General features: G+C 63.8%; 16 protein-coding genes, 1 pseudogene and 1 riboswitch. Of the genes and pseudogenes, 4 read left to right on the top strand and 13 right to left on the bottom strand.

Features of this window, described 5'->3' with window-relative positions; genetic code table 11:
• The first annotated feature begins 73 nt into the window (after positions 1–73).
• The 3 genes from ROE7235_RS16845 (at position 74) to ROE7235_RS16835 (ending at position 1366) form a co-directional block, all read left to right on the top strand.
• Positions 74–289: a DUF6127 family protein gene (locus tag ROE7235_RS16845; protein WP_234992301.1), complete on the top strand. Its 216-nt coding sequence runs from the start codon at positions 74–76 to the stop codon at positions 287–289.
• A 148-nt stretch (positions 290–437) separates the two neighbouring features.
• Complete coding sequence (locus tag ROE7235_RS16840; RefSeq protein WP_089280094.1) at positions 438–1112, top strand: YcbK family protein; 675 nt, start codon at positions 438–440, stop codon at positions 1110–1112.
• Positions 1109–1366 (top strand): hypothetical protein, encoded by a 258-nt coding sequence (locus ROE7235_RS16835; RefSeq protein WP_085880433.1) that lies wholly within the window; start codon positions 1109–1111, stop codon positions 1364–1366. The genes ROE7235_RS16840 and ROE7235_RS16835 overlap by 4 nt, the downstream gene beginning before the upstream one ends.
• Before the next feature lie 344 nt (positions 1367–1710).
• Here the strand turns inward: ROE7235_RS16835 and ROE7235_RS16825 are convergent, their stop codons facing one another.
• The 3 genes from ROE7235_RS16825 to ROE7235_RS21145 are packed head-to-tail and all read right to left on the bottom strand — an operon-like array spanning position 1711 to position 4634.
• Positions 1711–2994, bottom strand: coding sequence for a DUF6522 family protein (locus tag ROE7235_RS16825; RefSeq protein WP_085880431.1), 1284 nt, complete (start codon positions 2992–2994; stop codon positions 1711–1713).
• Positions 2987–4159, bottom strand: a complete 1173-nt coding sequence (locus ROE7235_RS20845; RefSeq protein ID WP_085880430.1) for an MRP-like and DUF971 domain-containing protein — start codon at positions 4157–4159, stop codon at positions 2987–2989. Before ROE7235_RS20845 ends, ROE7235_RS16825 begins: the two co-directional genes overlap by 8 nt.
• The gene (locus ROE7235_RS21145) at positions 4146–4634 is read right to left on the bottom strand and encodes a MarR family transcriptional regulator (RefSeq protein WP_121096707.1); all 489 of its coding nucleotides are present in this window, start codon (positions 4632–4634) and stop codon (positions 4146–4148) included. The genes ROE7235_RS20845 and ROE7235_RS21145 overlap by 14 nt, the downstream gene beginning before the upstream one ends.
• A gap of 211 nt (positions 4635–4845) precedes the next feature.
• On the opposite strand from ROE7235_RS21145, the gene ROE7235_RS16810 reads away from it, so the two are divergent.
• The gene (locus tag ROE7235_RS16810; RefSeq protein ID WP_085880428.1) at positions 4846–5706 is read left to right on the top strand and encodes a sigma-70 family RNA polymerase sigma factor; all 861 of its coding nucleotides are present in this window, start codon (positions 4846–4848) and stop codon (positions 5704–5706) included.
• 198 nt (positions 5707–5904) lie between these two features.
• Here ROE7235_RS16810 and ROE7235_RS16805 read toward each other — a convergent pair whose 3' ends face one another.
• The 10 genes and pseudogenes from ROE7235_RS16805 to thiD all read right to left on the bottom strand — a co-directional run bounded on the left by ROE7235_RS16805 (position 5905) and on the right by thiD (position 13339).
• Positions 5905–6663 carry an ABC transporter permease gene (locus ROE7235_RS16805; protein ID WP_085880427.1) on the bottom strand — a complete coding sequence of 253 codons (759 nt, stop codon included), beginning with the start codon at positions 6661–6663 and terminating at the stop codon, positions 5905–5907.
• A complete protein-coding gene (locus ROE7235_RS16800; RefSeq protein ID WP_234992299.1) occupies positions 6660–7343 on the bottom strand; it encodes an ABC transporter ATP-binding protein in 684 nt (227 codons plus the stop codon). The genes ROE7235_RS16805 and ROE7235_RS16800 overlap by 4 nt, the downstream gene beginning before the upstream one ends.
• A 50-nt stretch (positions 7344–7393) precedes the next feature.
• On the bottom strand, positions 7394–8077 hold the full coding sequence (locus ROE7235_RS16795) for a TenA family protein (RefSeq protein ID WP_085880425.1): 684 nt from the start codon (positions 8075–8077) through the stop codon (positions 7394–7396).
• Positions 8074–9021 carry an ABC transporter substrate-binding protein gene (locus tag ROE7235_RS16790; protein WP_085880424.1) on the bottom strand — a complete coding sequence of 316 codons (948 nt, stop codon included), beginning with the start codon at positions 9019–9021 and terminating at the stop codon, positions 8074–8076. The genes ROE7235_RS16795 and ROE7235_RS16790 overlap by 4 nt, the downstream gene beginning before the upstream one ends.
• Before the next feature lie 26 nt (positions 9022–9047).
• Positions 9048–10009 (bottom strand): annotated as a pseudogene (locus ROE7235_RS16785) (ThiF family adenylyltransferase).
• Entirely contained in the window at positions 10006–10602 is a 597-nt protein-coding gene (locus ROE7235_RS16780; RefSeq protein WP_085880422.1) for a thiamine phosphate synthase, read from the bottom strand. Before ROE7235_RS16780 ends, ROE7235_RS16785 begins: the two are co-directional and overlap by 4 nt.
• Positions 10599–11360, bottom strand: a complete 762-nt coding sequence (locus tag ROE7235_RS16775; protein ID WP_085880421.1) for a thiazole synthase — start codon at positions 11358–11360, stop codon at positions 10599–10601. Before ROE7235_RS16775 ends, ROE7235_RS16780 begins: the two co-directional genes overlap by 4 nt.
• 3 nt (positions 11361–11363) lie before the next feature.
• Positions 11364–11561: a sulfur carrier protein ThiS gene (gene thiS, locus ROE7235_RS16770; RefSeq protein WP_085880420.1), complete on the bottom strand. Its 198-nt coding sequence runs from the start codon at positions 11559–11561 to the stop codon at positions 11364–11366.
• Complete coding sequence (locus tag ROE7235_RS16765) at positions 11551–12531, bottom strand: FAD-dependent oxidoreductase (protein WP_085880419.1); 981 nt, start codon at positions 12529–12531, stop codon at positions 11551–11553. Before ROE7235_RS16765 ends, thiS begins: the two co-directional genes overlap by 11 nt.
• Positions 12524–13339 carry a bifunctional hydroxymethylpyrimidine kinase/phosphomethylpyrimidine kinase gene (thiD, locus tag ROE7235_RS16760; protein WP_183073556.1) on the bottom strand — a complete coding sequence of 272 codons (816 nt, stop codon included), beginning with the start codon at positions 13337–13339 and terminating at the stop codon, positions 12524–12526. Before thiD ends, ROE7235_RS16765 begins: the two co-directional genes overlap by 8 nt.
• Before the next feature lie 52 nt (positions 13340–13391).
• Positions 13392–13489: riboswitch (TPP riboswitch) on the bottom strand.
• Positions 13490–13772 lie beyond the last annotated feature (283 nt).

Raw genomic sequence — 13772 nt, 5'->3', positions numbered from 1 at the left:
GACGGCTACTTCGCCGCCGATCACACGTCCTTCTGGGGCTGCAAGGTCGGCTGAGCGGTGGGAGGATGATCCGATGACACCACCCCAATACGAGGGCTTCGTGCGCATGCCGGATGCCGAGTTCGAGGCGATCCTGGCACGTGCGGCCGAGAAAGGCGCGAAACGGGCGCTGGCCGACGTGGGTCTCGATGGCGAAGAAGCCGCGCTCGATATCCGGGATCTTCGGTCTCTCTATTGGATGGCATTCGGCTGGTGCGCCGCACCGCCATGCAAACCGCCGTCCGCATGATCACAACCGGCGTGATGCTGGCTCTACTGGCCGGGATCGCGATCAAGCTGAAGATCTTCGGCGGCGGGGCGTAGCCACACGCCTCAACAAGCCACCCGCTCACCCGAACCCGCCCTGATGGCGGGTTCTTCCGTTTCTGGAGGACAACATGACCACGAACTTTTACGACCATTGGCGCGATGTGCCGGAAAGCGCTCGGCGCTGGCCCAACTTTTCGCCCGCCGAAATCGCCTGCCGCGGGACCGGTAAGCTGCTGATCAATGCCCCGGCGCTCGACAAGCTCCAGGCGCTCCGCGACTGGCTCGGCAAACCTCTGATCGTTCGTTCTGCCTATCGCAGCCCGGAACACAACCGCGCCGTCGGCGGCGCGACGCGTTCCAAGCACATGGATGGCGAAGCTTTCGACATCGCTATGTCGAACCACGACCCGGTCGCGTTCGAGGCAGCGGCACGCGCGGTCGGCTTCCTCGGGTTTGGTTTCTACCGGCGCTCGGGCTTCATCCATGTCGATCTCGGCCCGGCACGGCAGTGGGGGCATCGTTTTCCGGTTCGGGCCATTGCCTTCGCCGAGGACATGCAGCTCGCGCGCGAGGTGCTGGCGCAAAGTCGCACCATGAAAGGCGGCGGTGCGGCCGGAGTAGCGACGCTGGGCGCAGCCGGGGTCGAGGTGGCGCAGAACGTACTAGCCGTGACCCAACCCGCGGTTCTGCCGCTGGTGCCATACCTCGATACGCTCCGCTGGGTGTTCATCGCCGTGGCGCTTGGGGGCATCGCCGTTACGATCTATGCGCGGCTCGATGACTGGCGCAGGGCGCAGCGATGATTACCGCCTTGCTGGGCGGCATATCGGCCAGTCCATTTGGGCGAGCGGCCCTGCGGTACGGCGCTGTTGCCCTTGCCATCCTGCTGTTCCTGCTGTCGATCCGCCGCGCCGGAGAGCGCGTCGGGCGGCTCGCGGAACGTCTCGCAACCACGGAGAAAGCCAATGACGTACAACGCCGGATGCTGGAAGCGGCGGCTCGTCGTCCTCGTAATCGCGACGATCTGGTTGACCGGTTGCGTGGGGGTGGGTTTTGAAAATGGCAGTGCAGCGGCATGCCCACCGACCGTAGAATACAGTCAGGAGTTCCAAGTGCGCACGGCTGAGGAATTGGCGCTAATGCCAGACGGATTAGCCGTCATCGAGATGATGGGCGATTATGGGGTCATGCGGGAGCAGGCAGCCGCGTGCCGTTGAGATGGGACTACTGCTCACATGGGGTGCCAAACCCCCGTTAGAGCCTGTGGCGAACCCAGAACAGATGGCGGAAACGCTATCCCGCTATACAAGCTGCCGCTTCACGTTTGGAAACAGCGTCGAAGGAGGCTTAACCAATCCGGCTTTCCGAAAGGCTTGTTTGTTCGAAACTTACGCGGCTATTTCATGCGCGTTGGGTCTTGTCGCGTTGCACGACATCTGTGTGCTCTGAATGCGGATGGTCGAGACGGCTGATTTCACGGAGGTGGTAGTCGCTCTCGCTTTCGCCGTCCTGAGGCCCGCGAGACAGGGCGCCGGCCAGATCGAAGAACCCTTTGCCCGGAAGATCCTCGCGGCCACGACTGACAGCGCGGGCCGCGATGAAGGGGCGACCGGCAGCGGCGTCTTCGCGCATTGTTGCCTCCAGCGCGCGAGTGACACGGCCCACCGAACCGGGCGTCCAAAGCCCAAGTGCCCGCGCAAGCGCGCCATAAGTGACAGGCGCGTCATCGGTGGAAAGCGCCGCAAGATGCGCGCGCACGCGGTCTGCAAGGTTTTGCGCGCGGTCAGCGGCCGCCCCGATCTCGCGGGGGGGCGGAATTTCCCGCGCCGATCCATCGGTCATCACTTCGGCGGCCCAGGCCCGCGCCGTGCTGCGCAGAATGATCCGGGTCTTGCCCGCGTCGGCACCCTCGCCAGTTTCTGTCACACCGACGACGTCGCCGGTTTGCAGCCCCTCGCGCAGCGTCTGCGGCGTCAGCCCAAGCCGTGGCGCCAGGTAGGCGGGATCGACGAGAATCTCTCCATCGTCCCAACCGATCACACCTGGTGGCAGCGGACGGTTCAGAACGGGCGACGGACCGTCGTTCTGCGCGTAGGACCCCCCGTCGTCCCGTGCGTAGAACGGATTGCTGCCCGCTGCATGATCGGTCACGTCCACGATCTCGCGGATCTGCGGAAGTGCTGCGCGCAGCATTTGTTCCACACCCTGTCGCAAGGTGGCGGAGGACGCGGCACAGCCCTGACAGCCGCCGGACATGCGCAGATAGACCGAGCCGCCCGCAACGCGTTCGACTGAGATATGACCGCCATGGGACGCGATGGACGGATTGACCTGTCGTTCCAGCAACTCCTCGACCGCACGCAGAAGGGCGGCATCAGGGGCGGTGTTGGAGCCAAGCGGCGCGTCCGTGGCGTCAAGCACCTGCCGGATCGCCGCGGCGATGGTTGGCTTCAGCAGCGCCCAATCGGTTTGCGCGTCCTTTTGCACCAGGATCGTGGCCTCGGCCACCTCGACCCGTCTTACACCCGCGACGGCAAAAAGCACGCGCGCCAACGGGGCGTCATGCGTCTTTTCCAATCGTCCGGAACGTCCTTCCTGCACTGGGCTGTCCAGAACGAAAGACATGACATCGGCATCGCGCGCCGAGGCCTGCGCGCGGATGCGGCGGTGGGTTTGTTCAGACATCTTCCAACTCCGTGCTACGCATCGTGCGCAGAGATTTGAACGTATAAATGCCGGTGTCATGGCCATCGCTGAAAGCCATGCCGAGGGCATAGTTTCCGACACTCCAGATCCGCGTGATCCGGATGTCGAGAGGCACTCTGTCAGGGATCAAGAGCTGTGCACCTGTCATCTCTTCGCGACATTGCGCGCAAGCGCAGGCAAGGCGCAGATCGCGCGGCGAAAGATGCTGCTCATACCCGTCGGCCCAGCACAACGCGAGCCCCGCCGCATCGTCATCAAGCGCCCGCAGACGGTCGGTCGGCCCGTCCGGCGTAGGCGGTGCCAGAGCCGGTGCGGGCTTTCCGGTGCCGTCGGCCAGCGTCCAGGCGAAGGGGGTGGCGATACCGCCCATGTCGCCTCCCGCGCGCGCCAGCGTCGCCGCGATCTGGGCGTAGGCCATGGCGGCTGGGCTGCCCGGTGCGGCCGTGACGAGCGGGATGCCGTCATCACCGCAATCGACCACGGCAGGGTCAAGCGGCACCTTGCCGAGAAAGGGCACCGCCAGTTCCTGCGCGATCGCCTCGCCGCCGCCCTCATGAAAGATATGCGTGAGGGTTCCGCATGACGGGCAGGTGAAGCCGCTCATGTTCTCGACGATGCCAAGGATCGGCACGTTGACCTGCTCCATCATGCGCAGGCCGCGCCTCGCGATCTTGAGGCTGACGTCTTGCGGCGTGCTCACGACCACGGCGCCTGCCAGCGGGAAGGCCTGAGCCAGCGTCAACTGAATGTCGCCTGTGCCCGGCGGCAGGTCGAGAAGCAGCACGTCCAGCGCGCCCCAGTCCACCTGCCGGACGAACATCTGCAGGTATTTCGTCACCATCGGCCCGCGCAGGATCGCGGGCTTGTCGTCGTCGCTCAGCATCGCCATGGAGATGACCTTGACGCCGTGCGCCTCGGCCGGGATCACCTTGCCTTCGGGCGTCATGGCGGGCTTGTCACCTGCGATCCCCAGCATTCCGGGGATGGAGGGGCCGTAGATATCGGCATCGACGATGCCCACAGCGAGCCCAGCCTGGGCCATGGCCACGGCAATGTTGGCTGTGACAGTGGATTTTCCCACTCCGCCCTTGCCGCTGCTGATCGCGATCATGCGGGGCGCGGCACGTGTGTCAGGCGCGGTCATCGCGTTCTCCCTCGGTCTGTATCCCGCGCGCGGGACCCTGGTAGCTTGCGCATAGCTGGTCGATCTCCTCCGCGGCCAGCTCGGCCGCCATGCAGGCGCAATAGCCGCTGTCATTCGCGGGCGTAAAATGGCTGCAGTCCTGGCATGTGCCGAAGGCTGGCACATCCCTCAGCCCTGCAAGCGCAGACGTCATGCGCGACAGCGTTTGCAGGAAGCGGTCGCGCTCGTCCTCCTGAAGCTGGCCGATCACACCGATCAGATCGCTGAGCGGGTCATGCACCAGCGTCTCGAGGCCCATTGCCGTCAGGTCAAAGCGAACGCTGCGCCGATCCCGGTCGGAGCGTTGACCGGTGATCAGGCCGCGGCGTTCGAGGGTCTTAACGATCTGTGATGCGGTGCCGCGCGTAGTCGCCTGAAAACTTGCGAAGCCCGAGGGCGTGCGGGTACTGCCATTGGCCCGTGCGAAGAACCGCAGGCAGGTCTATTGCGCTGCTGTCAGGCTGGATCGCGGATTTTCGTTGCGGGCCTCGCTACGCGCCGCGCGGCCGACATGGACGAGCAGTTCGGCGATGCGGTTTGGCGTTTGATATTGGTTGATCATGTCTATTTGGTAGCGAAGCGAAACCACTTTGACAAGAGTGGTGGTGAGAGACTAGTTTCGATTCGAATTTAAATGAGTCGTCGTGATGAACAAACATGCTCCGAATTGGGGAACCCATAGCCGCCACGCGCGCAGCGCGAACATGCTGTCGGCAAAGGAAGAGCGCGATCTGGTGCGCGCTTGGCAAGACCATGGCGACGCGCACGCGCGCGACACGTTGATGCGCGCCTTCGCCCCCATGGCCGCGGCAAAGGCCAAAAGGTTTTCGCCAGCCTCCCAGGAGGCAGACCCCGATCTGGTGCAGCAGGCCAATATCGGACTTCTGAAGGCGGCCGACCGCTTTGATCCAGACCGGGGGTTTCGCTTTGCGACCTATGCTGTCTGGTGGATCCGCGCCGAAATTCAGGAATACAAGCGCACCACCTTGTCGATTGTCCGGCGTCCGAATTCCGCTCAGTCGCGTTCGGCGGCCGCGCAGATCGCACGCCTTGACGTCGCGATGAAGGCTGATCCGCAGATCGACCGGGCCGAGGCAGACGCAAGAATTGCCGTTGAAAACGGTGTCACTATCGACCGTTTGGCTGATCTGCGCGCTCAGATCACTGGCAGGGATTACTCCCTGAATGTCCCGGTCCTCGATGACCAGGGAGAAGATCGCCTGGCGCTGCTGGTCGATCCGGAAAGTCTTGACGATCCGGCATCCCTGCACCGTCTGGACACGGAGGTATTGCGTCGCACGCTTGTCGAGGCGCTTACCGATTTGCCTGATCGAGAGCGCAACATAGTCGTGGCCACTCAGCTAAACGACCCACCTGCGACGCTGGATGCTCTGGGGTCGGTCTATGGTATCTCGAAGGAACGCGTGCGCCAGTTGCGCGAACGCGGTTTCGAACGGCTACGCGAGATAATGCGCAAGCGCGATCTGGTGCCGGAGAGTTTCCTGTGACGTCGACGGGATTAAGACCAGCCGTCAAACATCTGCCCTGCTGGATGCCACCAAAGCGGCGTGGGTGGCCGCCGGATCATTGAACCAGCGCTCGCGGGCATCGCTGTGACGGCCTATGCGCGAATTGATGGCTGGAAGCGGGTGCAGACAGGATCGCAGCTTTTCTTGATGGGATTGCTACCGTTTCATAGGCACGCGTCAGGCATACGAAAGCCGCTTTGACGACCACCGGGAAAGTACTTCGACCGTGACCCAGAGGCACAGTGAAAGGCAAGCGAGCACGATCAGAGCTGCAAACATAAGGGCGGTCTGGCCCCGACCGTTCGCCATCAACATCAGATGGCCAAGCCCCTGAGACGACCCAACCCATTCCCCGATGAGCACCGCCAGCGGGCCATAGACCACCGCCAACCGCAGCCCCGAAAGCAGCCCTGGTACCGCATAGGGAAGGCGCAGCAGCAGTGTCTCGCGCCAGCGACCGGCGCCCGACAGGCGCGACAGATCGGCCAGGCCTGGAGGCAGCGCCATCAGCCGGTCAAACAGCGCCGAGGCAATCGGAAAATAGGTGACAAGCGCGATCGTCACGATCTTGGACGGCATGCCATAGCCAAGCCACAGCGTGATCACGGGCGCCAGAGCAAATACAGGCACCGCTTGGGCCACCACCAGCATGGGGCGCAGCAGCCACCGCGCGCGCCGCGACAGGGCCAGCAGCAGTGCGGTCTCGACCCCCAGAAATATGCCGACGGCGAGACCAAGGCTCAGGTTGCCGGCTGACCACAGGGCGTTCTCCCAGATCAATGCTGCGTTGTCCCACAGGGCCTGCGCCACCAGTGTAGGCCCCGGCAGGATAAAGCGCGGCACGCCCGTCAGGCTCACGACCGCCTGCCAGATTGCCAGCGCCACCAACAAAACAAGGCAGCCGCGCCACAGGCCAGACATTGCATGCAGCATCATCCTGCCCCCTGTGCGGCAAGCAGGCGCATCCGCTTCAACAACGCGGCCTGCGCAGAGATGGTGGCTGCGGCCTCGGGCGCACGGGGGGGCATGGTGGGCGGCAGAATGCAGGGCGCGATGCCCGCCCGCGTGAGGATCCATGCAACATCGGCCAGCCGGATCGCCTCGGCCGGATCATGGGTGATAAGCACCACGGTGCGCCCAGCCAAAAGCCCAGCCGCCAAATCCTGCACTGTGTGGCGCGTCATCGCGTCCAGCGCCGAGAATGGCTCGTCCAGCAGGACAACCGCGCGATCTTCGTAAAGAGTGCGCGCAAGGGCGACGCGCTGGCGTTGACCGGCCGAAAGGTTTGCGGGTTTGCGCCTCTCCAGACCACCAAGGCCTACCCGCGCCAGCAAAGCTGCCGCGCGCTCCGTCTGTGCAGGTTCGCCACGCAGGCGCGCACAGATGGTAACATTGTCCAGCGCGCAGGCCCATGGCAGAAGCTGGTCATCCTGCGCCATCATCGCCACGCGCGGAGCGATGGGCGCACCGTCCCCGGCCTTGAGCCGCCCTTTCAGGTGTGCCGCGCAAGGCAACCCCGCGATCAACCGCAGCAAGGATGTCTTGCCCACGCCGGACGGCCCCAAAAGCGCGCTCCACCGACCGGCGGGCAAGGTCAGATCGAGGCTGTCGATCAAGAGGGTATCCCCCGCCTTAAGCGATCCGGCCATATGGATGGATGGTGCGCTCACATCGCTGACGGGTCGCGGGCCATGTCCCAGAACCCGATCTCAAGCCTTGTGGCAGTGGCAAACCGCGCCTGTAAAGTCACCGCGCGCGGCAGATCGGCCCAGCCCGGCCCAAGGCGTCGCAAAATCGCTCCGTCGATCAGCGCGCCAACATCCCGGCACAGGGCCTGATACTCCGGCCCGCCATAGGTGGCGCACCAATCGCCGTAGGGTCCGGTAACGTCTTTCAACCGCGCGCCAATTTCGCCGTAACCCAGCACGCAAGGGGCCAGCGCCGCCATCAGGTCCAGAAAGTCGCCGGAATATCCCGCCTCGAGCACATAGCGTGTATAAGCAAGGTTCGCCGCCGCTTCGGGCGTTGTCTCCAGCGTGGCGCGGTCAATGCCGTGGGCGGCGCAGGTTTCCACGTGCAGCGGCATTTCCACATGTACCAACGCGTGCACCGTGGCGCTGGCCGCTGCCATTTCATCCAGCGTATCGGCTTTGGCAGCCGCCAGCGCCCATGCGCGCGCAAAATGAATCAGGAAAACATAATCCTGCCGCAGATAATGCAGATAGCTGTCTTGCGGCAGCGATCCGTCGCGCAAGCCTTCGACAAAGGCGTGATGCGTATAGCGGTCCCAATCCTGCCCCGCGCCCGCACGCCAAAGCGTGAAAGCGCGGCCATAGTCCGGTGCTGTCATTGCGCGGGCTCGGCTGTCACGTCGACCACCAGATCAGCGGCGGCAATAGCTGCATCGACAGCACCCTGGGCGACCAGAAAAGCTTCGAACCGCGTGTAACGGCCATGGTCCACGGCAGCGGGGCGGGTGGCAAAGCGCGGCCAGGTATCGCCCCAGGCTCGTGTGTTCAGTTCGTTGCGCAACTCGGCGCTGGTAGCGAAGAATATCTCACCGGCACCTTCGGGATCGTTCAGGATGTCGGCCGTGGCGCGTTCGGTAGCGAGCAGGAACCGGGCAATCATATCGCGGTTCAAATCCTCGGCCCGGGCGACATAGATCAACTCATCATAAGATGGCACGCCTTCGGCCTCGGGGTAGAAACAGCGCCCTTCAACGCCTTCAATGTCCATCTGGTTCAGTTCGAAATTGCGAAACGCGCCTATGACGCCATCCACTTGACCCGACATCAAAGCAGGCGAGATCGACCAGCCGATGTTGATCTGTTCGACATCATCGCCGGACACGCCGTTATGGGCCAACATGGCCGACAACAGCATTTCCTGCACACCGGCCACGGCAAAGCCCACTTTGCGTCCTGCCAGATCGGCAACCGATTGCACCGGTCCGTCGGCGCGCACCACAAGACAGGTCAGCGGCGTTTCGATCAGCGTGCCGACGCGCACCAGGTCCAGCCCTTCGCGCCGGTTCAGATGCAGTTCGGGTTGATAGGACACCGCAAGATCAACCCGCCCCGCCGCAACCATGCGCGGGGGATCGTTGGGATCGGCGGGGGTGACCAGCTCCACCTCAAGCCCCGCTTCTGCGAAGTACCCCAGTTCTTCAGCCAGGATAATCGGTCCGTGATCGGGGTTGATGAACCAATCCAGCATCACGGTCATTTTGTCTTGGGCAAAAGCGGGGGTGACCATCAGGGAAAGGGCGGCCGTGGCAAGAAGGTGTTTCATTGGTGTCTCCGGTTCAGGGTTTGGGATCAAGGATCGGGCAGCGCCAGCAGCGCGATATCACCTGCCCAACGGCTGCGCAGAGCGGTACAGGCGTGATGGGCGCGCAGGCCGGTGCGGCAGGCCAGGACGATCCGTGTGCCGTGGGGAGGCAAGGCCAGATCGGGCAAACCTTCGGGCGGGATATGGAGGGCGGTTGCGCGGAAGGGGGCGGGAACCTCGCTGCGCAGGTCGATTACCAGATCCTCGGGCGTGATCTGGCTGGTGGCGATGAAGGCTGCGGGGGTGTCAGGCTCCGGCGCGCTGTCAAAGCGAAAGCCTGACATGCGCCAGCTTGCGGCGTCCAATATCATCATCTGGCCCAGGGGCGAAGGCACCATATCCAGCAAAATCGCCAATGCCATTTGAGCCTGCATGGCTCCGATCATGGCCACCACGGGCCCCAGCACCCCGGCGGTTGCACATGTTGCGGCACTGCGCGGCAGATCGGGGAAAATGGCGCGCAACGATGGCGCCGTGGCACAAAAGCCCCCACATAGCCCGAAAGACCAAGGGCCGAGGCGGAAATCAAGGGTTTGTCAGCAACAAAAGCGGCGTCCGATAGCGTAAAGCTGGCGGCAAATGTGTCGGCGCAATCCAGAACCACATCGACCTGGTCGACCAGAGCGGGCGCATTGGCGGGGGTCAGCCATTCGACCAGCGGGCGCATGGCGACATCGGGGTTGAGCGCGGCCAGCGCTGCGGCGGCAGCCTGTGCCTTGGGACGGCCGATGTCCTGCATCCGATATAGCGGCTGACGGTGCAGGTTGCTCTCAGTCACCTCGTCGCCGTCAATCAGGGTGATCGTGCCAACCCCGGCGCCTGCGAGATATTGCAACACCGGCACGCCAAGGCCACCCGCTCCGGCCACCAGAACATGGGCTGTGCGCAAGCGCGCTTGGCCTTTTGCGCCCACCTCCGGCAGGGCAATCTGTCTGGCATAGCGGTTCATGCTGTTGCCTTCAGCCAGGCCTGTATCCGGGCATCAGGGTCGGCGTTCAGGGTGATATCCGTCACCGCCGCCACCGTATCGGCCCCTGCGGCAAAGGCACCCGGCGCGCGTTCCACCGACATGCCACCGATGGCGCACAGCGGGATATCTCCAACTAGGGATTTCCATTCGGTCAGCCGATCAAGGCCCTGTTCGGTCCATTTCATCTGCTTCAGAATGGTCGGATAGACCGGGCCCAAGGCGATATACTCAGGGGCCAGTGTCACAGCGCGGTCCAGTTCCGCATGGTCATGGGTCGAAACCCCAAGCTTCAGGCCTGCGTGGCGAATTGCAGCGATATCGGCGGTGTCCAGATCCTCTTGTCCCAAGTGCAGCCAGTCGGCGTCCAGCTCAATCGCCAGTTGCCAGTGATCGTTGATTACCAGCGCCGCGCCATAGTGACGGCAACAGGCCAGTGCTGTGGAAATTTCGGCGCGCAGGATCTCATCGGGCTGCCCCTTGATGCGCAACTGCACAAGCCGCACCCCAAGGGGAACGGCCCGCACCACCCAATCGGCGCTGTCGAAAACGGGGTAAAAGCGGGGCAGTGTCATAGCCATGCCTTTCCAATGAGGGGGGTTGAAGGTACGGCCATGTCGCGCATGCCCATCGGCCCGGATGTGGCCGCCAGCGCGCCCGCCTGCACGGCCATGGCAAAGGCGCGCGCCATGGCGGCCGGATCATCCGCCTCGGCCACGGCGGTGTTCAGCAGGATCGCGTCATACCCCAGCTCCATCGCCTGCGCCGCATGGCTGGGCAGGCCAAGACCCGCGTCGATCACCATGGCCACATCGGGAAAGGCCGCGCGCAGGGTGCGCAACCCGTGAATGTTGTTCAGCCCCATCCCCGATCCAATGGGCGCGCCCCAGGGCATCAGCACCCGGCAGCCCGCATCAACCAGCCTTGCGGCCAACACCTGGTCTTCGGTGGTATAGGGGAACACCTTGAACCCATCGGCGCACAAGACCTCGGCGGCCTCCAGAAGGCCGAAAGGATCGGGTTGCAGCGTGTCGGCATTGCCGATCACCTCGAGCTTGATCCAGTCGGTCTGGAAATATTCGCGCGCCATCTGGGCGGTGGTGATCGCCTCGCGCGCAGAATGGCAGCCGGCAGTGTTCGGAAGCAGATGCACACCAAGGCCGCGCACCATGTCCCAGAACGCTTGACCCGCACCGCGTTCGCGCCGCAGCGATACCGTTGCGACCGATGCGCCGCTTTCGCGGAATGCAGCCTCCATCACCGCTGGCGAAGGAAAGCGCGCCGTGCCCAGCATCATTGGCGTTTTCAGGGTTTCGCCATAGAAATCGCGCATGGCTCAGCCCCCCTGCATCGCTGTCAAAACCTCAAGCCGATCAGCGGGCGACAGGGCGGTGCCGTCGCGCGCTGCCGCAGATACGAAGGTGCCGTTCAGTGCCGTTGCGACCCGCGCCTCTCCCAAACCCAGTTCAGCAAGCGCCTCGCCCACATTCGTCGCGGCGACATCGCGCTGTTCGCCATTCACTTCAATCTTCATCAAACAGATCCCCGGTCTTGCCAGTTAAAAGGTATTCGGCGGCTTGTTCCGCCAGCGCCGGTGCCATCAGAAAGCCGTGCCGGAACAACCCGTTCAGGTGCAAAATACGCCCCCTGCGGAGCACGCGCGGCACATGGTCGGCAAAGGCAGGGCGCAGATCAGCACCCATTTCGACGATTTCGGCCTCGGCAAAGCGCGGGTCCAACGCATAGGCGGCTGACAATAGCTCCAGCGCCGAGCGCGCCGTCACCCTGCCTCGCGCAGAACTTTCGATCTGCGTTGCACCCAGCATGAACAATCCATCCGCGCGCGGCACCACATATAGCGGATGGCGTGGATGCAGCAGGCGAATGGGCCGCGACAAGGCAATTTCGTCCGAGTGCAACACGATCATTTCGCCCCGCACGCCGCGTAGCCCCGGCAAATCATCCGCTGCTGCCAAGCCACGGCAATCGATCACCGGGCCGCTCAGGGTTGCAGGCTCGGCCTCGCCGATTTCGACAACGACACCGGCATCCAAAAGTGTTCGCGCCAGATCAGACAGTGCCAGTCGGGGATCCAGATGCGCCTCTGCGGCAAAGAACAGCCCGCGCCGGTGCTGTCCCGAAAGATCGGGTTCAAGCGCCGCAATCGCAGCCGCATCGCAGGCGGTTTTGCCGTCGGTCCGCGCGGCAAATCGGTCCAGCTCGCGCCTGTCCCGCTCTGGCGCGAGGACAAGTGTGCCATTTCTGGTCACGCGGGTCACGTCTGCCCAGAGATCGGCCGCTTCACGCCCGTGGACAACCACCGGCAGCTCGGCCGTGGCACCTTCGCAATCGGGGGCCAGCATCCCGCCAGCCCACCACGAACAGCCGTGCGGCCCCGGCGGCCCGGCCCGGTCGATCAGCCGGGGGGTCAGGCCGCGTGCCAGACAGGACCGCGCCGCCCAAAGGCCAGCGACCCCCGCGCCGATAATGGTAACATCACTCATCGGGCCAGACCGCATGGAAATGGTGGACCGGGCCATGTCCACCACCAATGTTCAATCGGTCTGCCGCGGCTATGGCGCCTTGCAGATAGGCATGGGCGTCGCGCACCGCCTCAGGCAGGGGCGCACCGCGCGCCAGCCCGGCCGCGATAGCCGCCGACAGGGTGCAGCCGGTGCCATGAGTGTTGCGCGTGGCGTGCCGTTGCGCCGACAGCCGTAACACGGCCTCGGGCGTGACCAGCAGATCGACACAATGCGCCCCGTCGCCATGGCCCCCTTTCATTAGCACCGCCCGCGGGCCCAGTGCCAGGAGCGCACAGCCCTGTTCCAGCATGGAGGGTTCGTTCACAGCCTCGGGCGTGTCGAGCAATCGCGCCGCCTCGGGCAGGTTCGGGGTCAGCAGGTCGGCGAGCGGCAGCATACGTGCGCGCAGTACTGAGACCGCATCATCGGACAAGAGGGGGTCGCCAGATTTCGCCACCATCACAGGATCAAGAACGACCGGTGCCGCGTACCCGGCCAGACCATCGGCGACGGCGTCAATCGCATCCGGCTCGCCCAGCATTCCGACCTTGATTGCTCCGATCACCAGATCGTCAAAGACCGCGTCCATCTGGGCCCGGATCATCGCCGGAGCCACCGCCGCCACCGCAGTGACAGCTCGGGTGTTCTGCGCAGTGATCGCGGTCAGGACGCTGGCGCCATAGACGCCCAAAGCACTGAAGGTCTTGAGGTCGGCCTGAATCCCGGCGCCCCCGCCACTGTCGGATCCTGCAATCGTCAACGCCTGAAAAGCCACACAAGCCCCCATTCAAAACAAGGGCCAAAAGCGTGGGGATACGGTATATGAAAAGCTGCGATTGCCACAGCTTTGCTCCGTTCCCTACGCCGGCATGACCCGGATCAGGTTCGATGGGTCGGCTTTCGCCTCTCAGCCTTTACGGCACCCCAACGGATAAAAGATTCTTATCTCCAAGGGCGCAGCAAGTCAAATCGATTGGCTGGAGGAGACATGTTGGGCGATAGAGATGAGGTCGATGCAAATTCTCCTTTAACGGCCACTACCTGTGCCAAGCTGATGGTGTCGATGTCCATGTTGATGGAGGGGGCTCCACCGCAAACTGCATCATTGCCGAGCTTGATGAGGAAGAGACGGCAATATTCGGCGCCGAAATAGATAATAAAATAACATCAATATCTTACGGGCCGGATAAGGTTCGACGGAGGTCGCGTCCGCTCCGCCA

It is taken from the genome of Roseinatronobacter ekhonensis (assembly GCF_900499075.1).
Classification (GTDB): domain Bacteria; phylum Pseudomonadota; class Alphaproteobacteria; order Rhodobacterales; family Rhodobacteraceae; genus Roseinatronobacter; species Roseinatronobacter ekhonensis.
Note: the sequence above shows the minus strand (reverse complement) of the source record. Positions and strands in the feature narration are given on the sequence as shown.

Excerpts from the sequence above, each read along its gene's own strand:
- ROE7235_RS16810 (WP_085880428.1), top strand. The coding sequence starts at position 4,846 with ATGAACAAACATGCTCCGAATTGGGGAACCCATAGCCGCCACGCGCGC.
- ROE7235_RS16775 (WP_085880421.1), bottom strand. The coding sequence starts at position 11,360 with ATGCGCGATTTCTATGGCGAAACCCTGAAAACGCCAATGATGCTGGGC.
- ROE7235_RS20845 (WP_085880430.1), bottom strand. The coding sequence starts at position 4,159 with ATGACCGCGCCTGACACACGTGCCGCGCCCCGCATGATCGCGATCAGC.
- thiS (WP_085880420.1), bottom strand. The coding sequence starts at position 11,561 with ATGAAGATTGAAGTGAATGGCGAACAGCGCGATGTCGCCGCGACGAAT.
- ROE7235_RS16840 (WP_089280094.1), top strand. The coding sequence starts at position 438 with ATGACCACGAACTTTTACGACCATTGGCGCGATGTGCCGGAAAGCGCT.
- ROE7235_RS16795 (WP_085880425.1), bottom strand. The coding sequence starts at position 8,077 with ATGACAGCACCGGACTATGGCCGCGCTTTCACGCTTTGGCGTGCGGGC.
- ROE7235_RS16825 (WP_085880431.1), bottom strand. The coding sequence starts at position 2,994 with ATGTCTGAACAAACCCACCGCCGCATCCGCGCGCAGGCCTCGGCGCGC.
- ROE7235_RS16835 (WP_085880433.1), top strand. The coding sequence starts at position 1,109 with ATGATTACCGCCTTGCTGGGCGGCATATCGGCCAGTCCATTTGGGCGA.
- ROE7235_RS16845 (WP_234992301.1), top strand. The coding sequence starts at position 74 with ATGACACCACCCCAATACGAGGGCTTCGTGCGCATGCCGGATGCCGAG.
- ROE7235_RS16790 (WP_085880424.1), bottom strand. The coding sequence starts at position 9,021 with ATGAAACACCTTCTTGCCACGGCCGCCCTTTCCCTGATGGTCACCCCC.
- ROE7235_RS16765 (WP_085880419.1), bottom strand. The coding sequence starts at position 12,531 with ATGAGTGATGTTACCATTATCGGCGCGGGGGTCGCTGGCCTTTGGGCG.
- ROE7235_RS16780 (WP_085880422.1), bottom strand. The coding sequence starts at position 10,602 with ATGACACTGCCCCGCTTTTACCCCGTTTTCGACAGCGCCGATTGGGTG.
- ROE7235_RS16805 (WP_085880427.1), bottom strand. The coding sequence starts at position 6,663 with ATGATGCTGCATGCAATGTCTGGCCTGTGGCGCGGCTGCCTTGTTTTG.
- thiD (WP_183073556.1), bottom strand. The coding sequence starts at position 13,339 with ATGGGGGCTTGTGTGGCTTTTCAGGCGTTGACGATTGCAGGATCCGAC.